Here is a 15,921-nt window from a genome sequence, read left to right as displayed (position 1 = left end):
ATGCTGAAAAAAATCATTCAGTTTTCTATACAGAACAAATTAGTTATAGGATTATTTACCCTCGCGCTTATTGCCTGGGGTGTATATTCGCTAAAACAATTACCTATAGATGCCGTACCCGATATTACAAATAACCAGGTACAGGTCATCACACTCAGCCCTTCTTTGGCTACTCAGGAGGTAGAAAGGCTCATCTCTTATCCGGTGGAGCAAACCATGTCTACCATACCCGAAATTGAACAGGTACGCTCTATTTCCAGATTCGGCTTATCGGTAGTAACCATCGTTTTTCATGATGATGTGGATATTTACTGGGCGCGCCAGCAGGTAAATGAAAAGCTTGCCGAAGCAAAGAACAACATCCCGGCAGGATTGGGGAATCCCGAAATATCTCCGATATCAACCGGACTGGGCGAAATATATCAGTATGTAATCCATGCAAAACCGGGCTTTGAAGAGAAATACAATGCCCGTGACCTGCGAAGTATTCAGGACTGGATTGTGAGGAAACAATTGCTGGGAACTCCCGGTATTGCCGAAGTAAACAGTTTCGGCGGTTTATTAAAGCAGTACGAAATTGCCCTTGATCCTGATAAGTTAAGAGGCCTTAATTTAAGCATTGCTGATGTTTTTATTGCTTTAGAATCCAGTAACCAAAATACAGGAGGTGCTTATATTGATAAAAAACCGACTGCTTATTTTATCCGAAGTGAGGGCTTAATTGGCAGTTTAGATGATATCAATAAAATAGTGGTTAAGAACAATGCCAATGGGATTCCGGTGCTTATCCGCGACATTGCCACCGTTCAGTTGGGCAGTTCTATCCGTTATGGAGCACTAACCAGGGCAACCTCCAAGGGCCATGGCGAAGCCGTTGGCGGTATCGTAATGATGCTGAAAGGTGCCAATGCCAACGATGTGGTTAAAAAGGTTAAAGCTAAAATAGAGCGGATCAATAAAACCCTGCCCGAAGGGGTTGTTGTTGAACCTTTTCTAGACAGAAGTGCATTGGTAGACCGTGCCATGGGTACCGTAGCTAAAAACCTTATAGAGGGAGCGTTAATTGTGATCTTTGTATTGGTGCTCTTTTTAGGGAACCTCCGGGCCGGATTGGTAGTCGCCTCGGTTATTCCGCTGTCCATGCTTTTTGCCATTTCGTTAATGAACCTCTTCGGGGTATCAGGAAACCTGATGAGCCTGGGTGCTATCGATTTTGGCCTGATCGTAGATGGGGCTGTAATTATCGTGGAAGCCACCATGCATATTTTGGCAGGCAATAAATTAGGCAGGGCCTATACCCAACGTGAAATGGATGCAGAGGTGGAGAAATCTTCTGTGCGTATGATGAGTGCTGCTGCTTTTGGTCAGATCATTATTCTGATTGTATATCTGCCCATTCTTGCGTTGGTGGGTATAGAAGGGAAAATGTTTGGCCCCATGGCGCAAACTGTTTCATTTGCTATTCTTGGCGCCTTCCTGCTTTCGCTTACTTATGTGCCCATGGTATCATCGCTGTTATTAAGTAAAAAAGCAACGCATAAAAGGAATTTTTCGGACCGTATGATGGATTTCTTTCAAAGGAAGTATACACCGATTATACGTGCCGCTTTGCGTAAACGTATGGCTGTGGTGGCGTCGTCTATAATACTTTTAGCCATCAGTATATTGCTGTTTTTGAGAATGGGAGGAGAGTTTATTCCAACCCTCGAAGAAGGAGATTTTGCTGTTGAAACCCGTTTGCTTACCGGAAGCTCGCTTTCGCAGACCATAGATAAAGTAAATCAGGCATCTGATATCCTGGTTAAGAGATTTCCAGAGGTAAAAGAGGTGATCGGAAAGATTGGTGCAGCCGAGATTCCGACCGATCCAATGCCTATGGAGGCCTGTGATCTTACCATTATTTTAAAAGATAAAAAAGACTGGACAACCACTAATGACAGGGTAGAACTGGCCGAACTTATGGGTAAAGCCCTTGAGGATGTGCCTGGCGTAAGCTTTGGTTTTTCTCAGCCTATTCAGCTTCGCTCTAACGAGCTGATCTCGGGAGTAAGGCAGGATATCGGAATAAAAATCTTTGGAGATGACCTAAGTGCTTTAACCGATATTTCGCAAAAGATCGGCAAAATTGTTTCTACAGTTGAGGGCGCAAAAGACCTTTATCTGGAGCAGGCTACGGGTCTTCCGCAGATCGTGGTAAAGATCAACCGGGATAGGATTGCTCAGTATGGCTTAACCGTTGATAAGGTAAACCAAGCCCTTAACACCGCCTTTGCGGGCCAGTCTGCCGGAGTAGTTTACGAGGGTGAGCAGCGCTATGATATGGTGGTGCGCTTGTCGCAACAGAACAGGCAAGACATCAGCGATGTAAAAAATGTTTACGTATCGGCACCTAACGGCAATCAGGTTCCCCTTGATCAGCTTGCTGATGTAGAATTTAAGGTGGGGCCAAATCAGATCCAGCGTGAAGATACCAAGCGAAGGATCATTGTTGGATTAAATGTAAGAGGTCGCGATATTGCCAGTGTGGTAACCGAGATTGAAGAAAAGATCAACGCACAGATCAAGTTGCCAACCGGTTATTACATCACTTATGGCGGTCAGTTTGAAAACCTGAAAGAAGCAACTCAAAGGCTTTCTATTGCTGTTCCTGTTGCCCTGGCGCTAATCCTGCTTTTATTGTATTTCTCATTTGGATCGGTTAAGCAATCGGTACTTATATTTTCTGCCATTCCAATGGCGGCAATAGGTGGTATTTTTGCGCTGCTGCTTCGTGGAATGCCTTTCAGTATTTCTGCAGGAGTTGGTTTTATTGCGCTCTTTGGTGTTGCGGTATTAAATGGGATTGTACTGATCACCGAGTTTAACAGGCTCCGGAAACTTAATAAATATGGATTGGATGAAATTGTGCTTAAAGGTACAGCCATCCGCTTGAGACCAGTATTGATGACCGCAACCGTGGCTTCGTTGGGCTTTTTGCCTATGGCCATTTCAACAGCGGCGGGTGCAGAGGTTCAAAAGCCACTTGCTACGGTTGTAATCGGTGGTCTCATTACCTCTACTATTTTAACTTTAATTGTATTACCCGTGTTATATACTTATTTCGAAGGCTATAAACGTAAGCCCAAAACAGGTGTTCCAGTTGCAATAATTGTCGTTATTGCTTTGCTCACTTTCACCGTACCTGCTGGGGCAAATGCACAACAAACGTCTTTAAAGAGGATTCCGCTTACAATGGAACAGGCCGTGCAAACTGCTCTTAAAAACAACCAGGCCATGAAATCTTCAGGCCTTCAGGTAAATCAGCAACAGGCATTGAGAGGCAGTTCGACCGACTTAGGAAAAACCAATCTTGATGTGCAGTATGGACAAATTAATGGAATTAAAAAGGACAATAATTTTAGTGTTTCCCAGAGTATTCCGAATCCCGGACTGTTTAAAAATCAGCGTAATCTGTATGATGCGCAGATCAAGGGTGCAGAGATTAATGTGGCCGTTACGCAAAACGAACTGAGCTATCAGGTTAAAAGTACTTATATGCACCTTGCTTATTTTATTGCTTTAAAAGATCTGTATCAAAGTCAGGATTCCGTATACAGCAATTTCTTAAAAGCCGCTTCCTTAAGGTATGAAACAGGCGAGACGAACCTGCTGGAGAAAACCACTGCCGAAACGCAGTATAATGAAGTAAGAAATCAGATGAGTGAAAATGAATCAGATATACTGGCTTATACTTCTGAACTGCAGCGATTGCTGAATACGCAGCAACCCGTTGAAATTGTTAAGGATCAATTTACGCAGGCCGAATGGAATGTAGCAGCTGGCAATAGTGTTGGTGCAAACCCGCAACTTGCCCTGCAAAAACAGCAGATTGATATTGCCGATAAAGCACTAGGTGTAGAGAAAGCCCGCTCAGGACCTGATTTTACTGTTGGTTATTTTAACCAGTCCATTATCGGTACGCAAACGGTAAACGGACAGGACCAGTACTTTAATGGTGGTAAAAGATTTCAGGGGGTACAGGCAGGAGTGGCCATTCCGTTATTCTTTAAACCTTTTTCGGCCCGTATAAAAGCAGCCAGAATAGAAAAACAGGTTACGGAAAGTCAGTATGAACTTTTTCAGACCAATTTGCAGGGCGAATACAATAAGGCCAATCAGGCATTGCTTAAAAACTCACGGAGCATCGATTATTATAAAAAAAGTGCCCTGCCGAATGCCAACCTGATTTTGAAGCAATCGCAAATCGCGTTTCAAAACGGAGAGATCGGTTATGTAGAATATCTTCAGGGATTAAGGACGTATTCGGAAACACATTTTAGCTATTTGCAGGCTATCAATCAATACAATCAATCAGTTTATACACTTCAATACCTCAGTGGTTTATAATTAAGAAAATGAAAAGAACTATTCAAGTGACCATTTACGTCCTATTTGCTGCGGTTTTAACCTCATGCGGAGGGAATACACCGAAATCAGAAGAAACAACAGCAGTTAAAGAAACAGCAGGCGTAAACCATGAGGATGAAAATACCGTGGAATTTACCTCTGCACAATATAAGACTGCAGGCATCGCACTAGGGTCGCCGGAAATGAAAGATTTAAGTGGCTTGTTAAAGGTTAATGGCTTTATTGATGTGCCGCCACAAAATCTGGTGAGTGTTACTACGCAAATGGGAGGAATCGTAAAATCGACTCCGTTGCTGCAGGGAAGCACCGTTAGTAAAGGACAAGTGATTGCCGTTTTGCAAAATCAGGAATATGTCTTGTTACAGCAAGATTACCTGGAAAGCAAGAGCCAGCTGGAACTTGCCGATTCGGAATATAAGAGACAACAAACACTTGCAGAGCAGAATGTAAATGCAAAGAAAACATTGCAGCAGGCACGTGCGCAGTTTCAAAGTATGCTGGCACGAGAAAGTGCGTTGAAACAAAGGTTGCAGCTGATCAACATTAATCCGGCAAGTTTGTCGGCCGCTAATATTAGGAGCCAGATCAATATTTATTCGCCAATTACGGGTTATGTAACTAAAGTAAATGTGAATACAGGAAAGTTTGTGAATCCGAATGATGCGATGTTTGAGATCGTAAATAGCGCTAATTTGCATGTTGAATTGAATGTATTTGAAAGAGACGCTTCGAAAGTTAAGGCAGGTCAACGGGTTCGTTTTTCTATGGCCAATGATACGGAAGAGCAAATTGCAGTGGTAGATTTGGTTGGTCGGGAAATTAATTCCGATAAAACGATTACTGTTCATGCCATTTCAAAAGGAAGCACCAGCTTTATTCCGGGAGCATACCTTAAAGCATATATTGAAACGGGTACTAGTAAAGTGCAGGCATTGCCGAATAGTGCTGTAGTTGATTTTGGAGGTAAGAAATACATCTTTGTTTCAGAAGGTTCGGAGAAACAAGGGATGTATTATTTTAAAATGGTAGAAGTAAGTATTGGGGTAAATGATGGCGGGTATTTAGAGGTCCAGATTCCGGAAGGTGTCGCTGTAAATGGAAAGGTGGTTTTAAAAGGAACTTATGATTTGCTGTCGAAATTGAAAAACAGTGAAGAGGCCGGGCACGGGCATTAGGGTAAAGTTGCCATGTTGCAAGCGAGTGTGCTACAGCACACTCGCTAACGCTATTTTATAGGTAGTGTAAAGTAAAATGTGCTGCCCTGGCCCAGGTTACTGTCAGCGCCTATTTTTCCATCGTGTTTCTTGATGATTTCGGTACAGATGAATAAGCCTAGCCCCAGGCCAGAGTAAGCGGCATTTTTGCTATCTATCTGGTAATACCGTTCAAACAAATGAGGTATTTTTTCTTCAGGAATGCCAGGCCCTTTGTCGCTTACAGAAACCCGGATGTTCTCTTTTAGTTTGTCAATAGAAATGGTAATGTCTTTACTTTCGGGGGCATACTTAATGGCGTTATTCACAAAATTGATCACTACCTGACTAAGCCTGTCGCTATCTCCATAAATTTCCAGGGTTAAATCACCTGTGGTAATTATCGAATATTTATTTGCTGCACGAATGTGATAACACGAATCATCAACCATTTTAGCAATATTGAATTGCGTTTTGTTAAGCTCAAGATGACCCTGGTTAATCCTGCTGGCATTTAACAGGTCCTCTATTAATATACTTACTTTATCTAAACTCCTGGTCGACATGGCAATCAATGAATTCAGCTTGTCAGAAAAGGAATCGTCCTTTAACCTGTTGATCAGCTGCATCGATGCTTTTAAGCTAGTCAGCGGTGTTTTTAGCTCATGACTGGCAATACTGATAAAATCATCTTTGTGTTGCAACAATTCTTTTATCGCCTGATCATGCATCTTTTGGGGAGTAATATCTAATGATGTTCCAACAAAGCGATAAGGCTCATTTTTTGCATTAAAATACGCTTTACCCTTAAACTTAACCCATTTGAGTTTTTTATCTAGGTTTTCTGATGTTCTGAATTCCTTTTCGTACTCGCCATTATTGATGCCAGTGAGCGCTTGTTTCAGGGTTTTGTCTACATCAGCACGATCATCAACATGGATCATATTTATGAATTGCTGATAAGTGATGTCATGATTAGGCTTAAGGCCGAAAAGTTCTTTAGACCTGCCATCAAATATCAATTCGTCGGTAAGTGTATTGTAATCCCAGGTGCCTAAACCTGCGGCTTCTACGGCAAGTTTTAACCGTTCTTTACTTTCTTTAAATAGCAACTCCACTTCAGCCAGGCCTTGTTCAACCTTACGTTTATCCGTAATATCTTCAATGGCCAATAATATTAAGCCATCCAGTAGTCTTGAGTTTAAACTCATGATGCGCAGACCAATTGTTGGGAAAATATGGCTCACCTCAAAATCAGTTAAGATTTTTTTCTCCGGCAAGATGTTCTCCAGCAGATCGCGGAGTAGTGGAATGTTCCACTGCCGGTCACCAAGATCATAGAAATATTCACCTTCCGTTTCTTTTTTAGTGACATGAAACTTGGTGTAAAATCCATCCGTAGCCCTTTTTACCCTTAAATCCTTATCCAGAATAATCAACGGATCACGAATTGTATTTATGATGGCTTCTGTGTATACCCTTGCATTGTTTAGTTCCTGGTTACGTCCGGTGAGTTCATTGTTAATGATGTTGATCTCTTCGTTTGTGCTTTGCAGCTCTTCTTTTGAAGTTTCCAGTTCTTCGTTTAAGCTCTGTAGCTCTTCACTACCAGAAAGCAGCTCCTCATTTGCGCTTTGCAGTTCCCCATGTGCCGCTTCCTGTTCTTCTGTTGCATTCCTCATTTCTGCCCTAAGCTGGGTTAGCTCCATTTCCTGCTGCTTTAACCTCAGGTCTTTGTCACTTTCAACCCGTTTTCCGACTTTTGATAAAGGCCTTTTACGGACCGCTGAAAAACTGGTTTGGAACAAGACCAGGTAATGGACACTTTCAGGTTTTATAAGCGGGGTAACCTCTATATCAACAAATTCCTGCTGTTCATTCAGGTTGAAGATCACATTCTTTTTTCCCACAGGAGTTTGATTTTTCTTTGCCTGCTGCAATAAATTCCGGAGTTCAAAAACCAGGTCTTCTCTTGCCATTTTTAGCAGGTTTAAGCTAGCTCTTCCAGGGGACGGGGCGAGCCAGGCATCTGTTTTTCCTCTAAACTGAATAATGTCGAAGTTATCGCTTACCAGCACTCCAGAAGGTGAGAATTTAGCCAGTACCACCTGGTCGGCAAGTTTAGAAATATCCGGTTCTTCGGCTCCTTTACGTGCACTGGTGTCAACATTTTTAAAATTCTGTTCACTACCCTGTGTGGTTACCAGCATAATCCTGCCGGGAATGCCGATCCGCTGAAAAATTTTGCCTGCATGGTTGTATGGCAGAAAAAGATCTGAGTCTTTGCCAATACTTTCTGATTTTCCCAACATTAAAAAACCATGATTGGCCAGGGCATAATGAAAGGCCGTAATTGCTTTTTTCTGCAATACCGGTTCGAGATAGATTAAAACATTGCGACAGGTAATTAAGTCAAGTCTGGAGAAAGGTGGGTCTTTTAAGAAGTTATGATGTGCAAAGACACACATGTCCCGGATGCTTTTTCTGACCTGATAGTTGCCGTCAATTTTATTAAAGAACTGACGCAGACGAGACTCCGAAACACCCTCAATATCGGTAGGTCTGTAAACGCCGGTACGTGCTTTGTTAATTGCCGTTTCAGAAATATCAGTAGCAAAGATCTGTATTTTCATTGCAGAAGCTTTATCACCCAATTGTTCTGTTAAACAGATTGCCATAGAGTACGCTTCTTCTCCGGTCGCGCAGCCTGCAATCCAGATCCGTAAGGGTTCACCGTTTTTCTTCTGATCTATGATCGAAGAGAGCACAGTGGTACACAGGGTTTCGAAGATGTCCGGGTCACGGAAAAAATTAGTAACAGAAATGAGCATGTCATTGTATAGCGCGTCCTGTTCGTCCTTTTTTTCGCGCAGAACGGATAAATAGACTTCCGGTTTGTCAGTTCCCTTTAAGGCCATTCTACGTACAATGCGCCTTTTTAAAGTGCTTGACTTATAGAATGAAAAATCTACCCCCCTGCGTACCCGAAGTAATGTAAGTATTTGCTTGAAAACCGCTTCGTCCCTTGAACCTTTATCTTCGGAGGGATTGATATGATTATTGTAAAAAGGTGCATTAATGGTAAGAAGATGCACTGCAATCTTTTCAGGGTTTAATACAAAATCTACTGTTTTAGCTTTTATCGCACTTGCAGGCATTTCGTTATACTCTGCAGAATCTTCATCCTGTGCAAAGGTGATTCCTCCATAGGCCTTAATTGCCTCTAAACCCAGGGTGCCGTCGTTTAATGAGCCCGATAAGACTACACCTATTGCATAACCCTGGTGCACAATGGCCAGTGAAGAGAAAAAGCGGTCTATTACTTTTACTTTATAGCGTTTATCGTCGAGTGATGAGAGTTTAAGCACTCCATCTGTAGCGGTTACGATCTTGTTTTCTGGGATAACATAAAAGTTGTCCGGTTCCAAATGGATGTCGTCTGTTATCTGATGTACGGGGATTTTTGATATTTTCTGAAGCAATTTCGGTAGGGAACTTTCATGATCAGGACTTAAGTGCTGAACAAATACGTAAGCTATTCCAGACTTCGGCGGGATGGCCTTTAAAAATCGACTTATGGCTTTTAGTCCTCCTGCTGAAGCCCCAATTCCCACTACAGGGAACTGATCGTCAGAAATTTCGAGTTCTGTTTTTTTTAGTCTGGTCATGAAGTCAAATTCGACGACGATACACTTATCGCTGCCTACTCAAAGATAATCAATATTAATGGTTATCCCGTCATTATTTGGCTTTAATGGGTTTAGGGATGAGGTAAAGCATGTATAATACTAAGCAAAGGCAGGCCATGTTGGCGGCAATACCATAATCGAAAGCTTTAAGGTAATCGGGGTTGGCCTTATTTGTGCTGATTTCGTAATAAAATACGCCCCCCAAAATGCTGATCCCCAGGGCTGAAGCGGTTTGCTGGAAGGTGGAAAAGATGCCGGCAGCAACGCCTGCAAATTTTGCTGGGATGCTTCCTAATGCAATGGTAAGCAGAGAGGGTAGGACAAGTCCGTTGCCCAGACCGTAGAGTCCAATGAGTAAAATGACGTATAACCCGCTTACCTGCGGTTTAAAAAGCAGGATCTGGAGCATAAAGGATACCATGATAATGGCCACGCCCAATTGCAAGACGCGTTTCCCAAATTTAACGATCAGCTTAGACGCCAGCATTGCCGATATCATAAAAAGCACTGCATGTAATACGAAATACAAACCGCAATCTAAGGCAGATAAGCCAAGACCGTTCTGAAGATACACCGCGCTCATTAGTAGAAAGGCCGTATGCATCATGAAATGGAACAATACCGCGAGCAGGCCAATGTTGAATTCCCTTAGTTTAAAAAGCGAGACATCTATTAAAGGAGCGCTGTTAAGCAACAGCCTTTTCTTTTGATTGCGAATGAAGCAGGCAAAAATAAGGGCCGACGACAGTATCATGATTATACTCCACAAGGGCCATCCAGCTTCGCGGCCTTCTGCAAGCGGATAGATCAGGCAAAATAGTCCTGCAGTTAAAATCATTGCGCCGGAATAATCGAAGCTTTGCATGGTGTCTTTAACTGTCTCGGTTAGATACTTCGATATTGCCCATAACGCTGCAATTCCTATGGGAAGGTTTATCAAAAAGATCAACCGCCAGCCCTCAATTCCCAAGAAAGATTTGTCTACCAGGTATCCGCCCAATATCTGGCCTATAATAGCAGCAATACTGAGGGTAACACCGTACCAGCCTATTGCTTTTGCCCGCTCCTGAGGATCGGTAAACAGCACCTGTATAAAAGCAATGGATTGAGGAACCATGATAGAGGAGCTGATGCCCTGAAAGAAGCGGGCAATGTTAAGTTGTAGGGCCGTTTGTGTAATGCCACAGATGCAGGAGGTTAATGTGAAGAGGAAAAGGCCCCAGAACAGTACTTTCTTTTTGCCAAGGTAGTCTCCGGCGCGACCGCCAATGATCAGAAAAGCCGCACTTCCCAGCAAATAGCCTGCTATCACCAGCTGTACTTCTCCGTCGCTAGCATTCACTCCGGCTTTAATACCCGGTATTGCCATATTGATGATGAAAATATCTATTACATAGAGCATTGGCGCGGTTAAAACGATTACCAATGCAAGCCATTTTGAGTTATTTTTTTTCTTTTTCATGATCGTCTAATCTGTTTTTTAGGCACAGCAGATCCCGCTCATTCTGATATGAATGAATGAAATGCATTTTTAATTAAGAAATCAGGAGTTTGATTTTTCGAGCTCGAGCAGCCACTTTTTTCTAGCCAGTCCACCGCCGTAGCCGGTCAAGCTTCCGTCAGTGCCAATTACCCTGTGGCACGGAATCAGGATTGAGATTCTATTCATTCCATTGGCATTTGCCACTGCGCGAACAGCTTCGGGTTTATTTAAAGTCAGGGCTTGTTGCTTATAATTGCGCGTTGCGCCATAAGGGATTTCCTGCAGAATTTGCCATACAGACTGCTGAAATTCTGTTCCGGGTGAAAACAGGGGCACTGAAAATTGTTTTCGGTTGCCAGCGAAATATTCATCAAGCTGCTGCTTTAGCAGATCGAAGTGGTGGTTGCTGCCCTGAATGATAGTGGCATTTAATTGTTTTGCGAGTGTTTTGAATTCCGTCTCGAGCATTTTTCGATCGGTAAACTCTAAAAGGCAGATGCCTTGTTTAACGGCGCAGGCAAACATAGTTCCCAGTGGTGTTTCTAATCGGGTGATATTAATTACCTGTTTATCTTTGCTGTTTAAAGGAGAAACGCCAAAGATCGCTTTAAAGGAATCACCAAAACCACTTAACGATTCATACCCGGCATCAAATGCGGCGGTGGTAATGGCCTGGCCATCCTGGATTCTTTTAAATGCAGAATTGATCCGAAACATCCGTTGGTAGGCATGAAAGGTAATGCCATGATTTTTAAGGAACCACCTTCTGATTTTGCTGGGCTCAATACCTTTTTGAATGAGGTCCCAGTCCTTAAATTTTAAAGATGGATCTGCGTTTAATTCGTCGAGGATCGATTTAATAAAATCAGGGGTCTCTCCAATTTTTTCAAGGGGGTTGCACACTTTACAAGGTCTGTAGCCTTTGCGTATGGCTTCGCTGGTCGTTTTAAAAAACTCCACATTTTCTGCCTTTGGTTTTCTTGCGGTACAGGTAGGTCTGCAAAATATGCCTGTAGTTTTAACTGCCGTTATGAAAGTCCCCTCAAAAGTGATGTCTTTTTTAAGGATGGCGTTGTACATGATTTCGTTGGTCAGCATTCTGTTTCTTTTTCTTCAAAATTAGCTTAGTTGGGTGTAGCGAACAACCGAAAACAGGACAAGTATTTTTTTGTTCTTAAACCTAAGCAGTTTTCTACAGACCTGGCGCGGATAATTGTTATATTTATAATATGGAGAAGGAAAATAAAATACCAAGCGTACAGGCGCAGATGCTAATCAGAAGGCCGGTGGCTGTAGTATTTGAAGCATTTGTTGATCCTGAGATCACCAAGCATTTTTGGTTTACCAAAGGAAGTGGCAGGCTAGAGCAGGGCAAAACAATTACCTGGGAATGGGAAATGTATAATGTTTCCAGCGCTGTGCGGGTTAAAGAAATTGTGCCGAATAAAAAAATAGCTGTTGAGTGGGATCAATATTCAACTCCCGTAGATTTTGAATTTGAGGCATTGACTGAAGGCACTACGTATGTTACCATTACGCAGTATGGTTTTCAGACAACCGGTGATGAACTGCTTGCAGAGATCAATGGCGCAAGCGGTGGCTTTACTACTGTGGTAGATGGGCTGAAGGCCTATCTGGAGCATGGCATCAATCTGAATCTAATAGCAGACAAGTTTGCGAAAAATTAAGGGATTTTATCAAATTCCAGATCGTCAAAGAGGAAGTCGTTTGAATCGATGTTTAGCTTGAACCCGGTTATTTTTTTTTCCGTATCCCTTATAAAAATTACTTCACCCTCGGGTACAAAGGGATCGTTAAAGATGATTTTGCAGTGATCTGCGTCTATGTGATGTAAAAAGCCCGAAAAGAGCTCCTTTGTGGGAAGCAATTCCAGAAAAGGTTTTCCTTTTTCTCGTCTGATCACCGCTTTACCATAAGCTGTGTCTTCGTATTCCCCTTCATAGCGGCTAAAGTTGGGTATTAAAGCACTCTTTTTAGGCTGAGGTTTTCTTTTCTTATCCCAATCGAAAACGGTGTTTTTTCCAGACATTTCTTTGTCGGCTTCTTTCCAGTCAAATGTGTTATTTCGGGTCATGTAGCCGGTAATTGCTTTGACCAGCTCATCGTTGATCTGAGATATTTTGTTGGTAAGGATGACTATTCCAGAGCTGCTGTCGGGAAGCAACACTACGCTGGATATATAACCCGGCATCCCACCGTTGTGGTTAATTACTTTACCGTTTTTGGTGTGTTTAATATACCAGCCTAGTCCATAGCCATCGTCTTTATTAATGGAGAACAGTGTTTTGACACTTGTTAAGGTATTAATGGTGCCATCGGCTAATAAGGTGGTGTCATCAATTCGGCCATGTGCAAGCAGCATCTGCATCCAGATCAGCATGTCGTCGATATTTGAATCTACACCGCCCGCAGGGCTGATGTTGTACATGTTGAGTGGTTTAATCGGTTTATTCTGGATGTGTGGTAGGGCAAAATTACTTTCGCTGGTTATGGAATCCCTGTTGGTAGCGGTGCCCGTCATTTTGAGGGGGTTGAAAATCCTTTCTTTTAAAAATTCGTCCCATGTTTTTCCGGTAACGGATTCAACAACAAGCCCCGCTACAAGGTACATGATATTCTGGTAAGCAAAATCTGTGCGGAAATTGGTTCGGATTGGTGAGTAACGGATTAACCTTGCGATATCTTGTCTGGTATTTTTTGTGCCGTACCAAAGCAGGTCGCCATCAAATGTTTTTAAGCCAGATCTGTGACTTAAAATATCGGTAATGGTAAGTTCTTTGGTAATCCATGGGTCGCTCAATTTAAAATCCGGGAGGTATTTAATGACTTTGTCATCCCAGTTGATTTTTCCATCATCTACAAGTATGCCCAGTGCAGCAGCGGTAAAGGCTTTTGTGCAGGATGATATGGGGAAAATAGTTTGGGTGTTTACCAGAAATCCTTTTGCTGTGCTGGTTACACCATATCCTTTTTTAAAGATTACTTTATTGTTTTTGATTATGCCGATGGCAAGGCCAGGGATTTTGTAGTCGGCTACCTGTTTTGCAATAAACTGATCGAGATGGGTTGAATCTGTTTGTTGGCTAAAAGAAAGGTATGGGACAAGCAAAAGCAGGATTATAAAGATCTTTTGGATGGTTGTGGTTAATGACTTGTGGTTCATTGGTTTAGGGCTTGTATATCAAATATACATAAATCTGTAATTGTGTTGTTTTGATTAGTAAGGCTTGGGGATTTCCTAACGTCGAGATAACGGGAATGTGTGAGATCCCTCAGCCTATGGAAGTTTAGCGCATAAAGAATTGCTTCAGCAGATCAACTCAATTGTGGGAATTTTGCCAGAGAAGTGCAGTTTATAAACTCAGCAGGGAAGAAAAAAACCTGAGTCACAAAGAAATTGCCCAAAGGCTGAACATTCGACAAAGACGGTTGACAACCATATGACCAGAGCATTAAGTCAGTTGCGCAGTTCTCTTGGCGGTTTGCTTACTGTGGAAGTGCTTACCTGACTGTTGAAAACCGTTAATTTAGGTTGCAATTCCTGATCTGGAGAACAGCACAAATAAAAGGATCATGATCAGTAATAGCAGCCCGTTAACCCAGTGGCGGTTCTTCCATGGTTTTAGATCTACAACCTGTTTGTTCTGTGCCATATAAGCCTTTTCCATAGGAAACAGTTTTCCGATGATTAGCATGATGGTGGTTGTTAGCAAAAAGAGGATGGCCAGGATATGCAGGAAGTGGATGCCTGTATCGAATACAATCTGAGTAAGGATGTAGCCGGTAAAACAAAATCCAAGACCTACTTTAGCAGCGATCGGAGGAACTTTTTTAGTTACAAAGCCTACAAACATAATGGTGAAAATGGGGATGCTGAAGGCCGCATTTATCTTCTGCATAAAGGTGTAGAAGGTATCGCTTGAGAAAATGATTAGCGGGGCAATGAACATAGCCAGTAAAGAGGCAAACATCTCAAATCTTTTAGAGTTTCTTAGCAAATCGGCTTCTGTAACGGTTCTTCCTTTCTTCTCTTTAAAAGGTTTGTACAAATTTAAGGTGAACAGGGTGCTGGCGCTGTTTAAACCAGGCGAAAAGGAAGTGATTGCAGCGCCAAAAATAACTGCGGCAATAAAGCCACTTAGTATGGGCGGAGATACATCACTTACCACCCTTGAAAATACCTCGGTAGTGTTTTGCATGCTGCTGTACATATGAACGGCAATTATTCCGGGCAAAATAAAAAGCAGGGGCCCAAGCAGCTTTCCGGCACAGGCAAGGGCAATGCCTTTCTGGCTGGTTTCGAGATCAGACGACGCCAATGCCTGTTGCACAATAACCTGTTCAGTTCCCCAATAAAAGAGGTTCATCAGGATCATGCCTGTAAATATGGTAGAAAAAGGGACTGCATCTGCAGATGTCCCTATGGAATTAAAATGTTCCGTTTTTGAAGTGAGGATGGTGTGTATGCCTTCCTGAAGGTTACCGTTGCCTACATGGCTTAGTCCGAAGTAAGCCAGTAATAATGCTCCGGTAAACATACAGATGCCTAAAACCAGGTCAGAGATCACGATGGCCTTTAAACCTCCCAGAATAGAATATAAACTGCCGACCAGACCTATGCACCATACCAGAATCCAGATGCTGCTTCCATAACTGATGTGCCATATATCAGAAAAATGAAACAAGCCATTCAATGCTACAGCGCCACTGTAAAGCACAATAGGAAGCAGATTTACCATGTAGCTGATCAGGAACAGGAAGGAAACCAATTTCTTTGTTCCCGGATCATACCTGTTTTCCAGAAAATCGGGAGTGGTAGACATGGCACCCTTTAAATAAACGGGGATCACAAATTCAGAAACAACCAGCATGGCAAATACTGAGCTTATTCCCCAGGCCATTACCGTCATGTTGTTCACATATACCGATTCACTGCTGCCAACAAATTCTGCGGCGCTGATGTTCGTAAAAAACAAAGCACTGCCTACAGCGGTAAAGCTTAAGGTTCGGTTGGCCAGAAAGAGACCTGCAGAGGTAGTTATTTTATGCCTTCTGGTTTTGAACCAGGAAATCACCCCTACAAGAAAGGTAACAACAATAAAGGTGATAAAGGCTGTCGCATTCATTT

General features: G+C 42.5%; 8 protein-coding genes. 3 read left to right on the top strand and 5 right to left on the bottom strand.

Annotated elements, in window-relative coordinates; translation table 11 throughout:
* Both HQN86_RS09890 and HQN86_RS09885 read left to right on the top strand, forming a co-directional pair.
* Positions 1-4,386: a CusA/CzcA family heavy metal efflux RND transporter gene (locus HQN86_RS09890; RefSeq protein ID WP_172660820.1), complete on the top strand. Its 4,386-nt coding sequence runs from the start codon at positions 1-3 to the stop codon at positions 4,384-4,386.
* An 8-nt stretch (positions 4,387-4,394) separates the two neighbouring features.
* On the top strand, positions 4,395-5,582 hold the full coding sequence (locus HQN86_RS09885; RefSeq protein ID WP_172660819.1) for an efflux RND transporter periplasmic adaptor subunit: 1,188 nt from the start codon (positions 4,395-4,397) through the stop codon (positions 5,580-5,582).
* A gap of 50 nt (positions 5,583-5,632) precedes the next feature.
* Here the strand turns inward: HQN86_RS09885 and HQN86_RS09880 are convergent, their stop codons facing one another.
* The 3 genes from HQN86_RS09880 to HQN86_RS09870 form a co-directional block, all read right to left on the bottom strand.
* Complete coding sequence (locus tag HQN86_RS09880; RefSeq protein WP_172660818.1) at positions 5,633-9,268, bottom strand: CheR family methyltransferase; 3,636 nt, start codon at positions 9,266-9,268, stop codon at positions 5,633-5,635.
* A 73-nt stretch (positions 9,269-9,341) separates the two neighbouring features.
* Positions 9,342-10,751 (bottom strand): MFS transporter, encoded by a 1,410-nt coding sequence (locus HQN86_RS09875; protein ID WP_172660817.1) that lies wholly within the window; start codon positions 10,749-10,751, stop codon positions 9,342-9,344.
* 81 nt (positions 10,752-10,832) lie between these two features.
* Positions 10,833-11,870, bottom strand: coding sequence for a bifunctional transcriptional activator/DNA repair enzyme AdaA (locus tag HQN86_RS09870; RefSeq protein ID WP_172660816.1), 1,038 nt, complete (start codon positions 11,868-11,870; stop codon positions 10,833-10,835).
* A 131-nt stretch (positions 11,871-12,001) separates the two neighbouring features.
* Between HQN86_RS09870 and HQN86_RS09865 the strand changes: the two genes are divergently transcribed.
* Positions 12,002-12,460 (top strand): SRPBCC family protein, encoded by a 459-nt coding sequence (locus HQN86_RS09865; protein WP_216854367.1) that lies wholly within the window; start codon positions 12,002-12,004, stop codon positions 12,458-12,460.
* Here the strand turns inward: HQN86_RS09865 and HQN86_RS09860 are convergent.
* Together HQN86_RS09860 and HQN86_RS09855 are read right to left on the bottom strand one after the other, a co-directional pair.
* A complete protein-coding gene (locus HQN86_RS09860; protein WP_172660815.1) occupies positions 12,457-13,956 on the bottom strand; it encodes a serine hydrolase in 1,500 nt (499 codons plus the stop codon). The two genes, HQN86_RS09865 and HQN86_RS09860, sit on opposite strands and share 4 nt — an antisense overlap.
* Positions 13,957-14,320: 364 nt before the next feature.
* Entirely contained in the window at positions 14,321-15,919 is a 1,599-nt protein-coding gene (locus HQN86_RS09855) for a solute:sodium symporter family transporter (protein WP_172660814.1), read from the bottom strand.
* Positions 15,920-15,921: the final 2 nt, after the last annotated feature.

It is taken from the genome of Pedobacter panaciterrae, assembly GCF_013204795.1.
Lineage (GTDB): Bacteria > Bacteroidota > Bacteroidia > Sphingobacteriales > Sphingobacteriaceae > Pedobacter > Pedobacter panaciterrae.
This window is presented reverse-complemented; position numbering and strand designations above follow the sequence as displayed.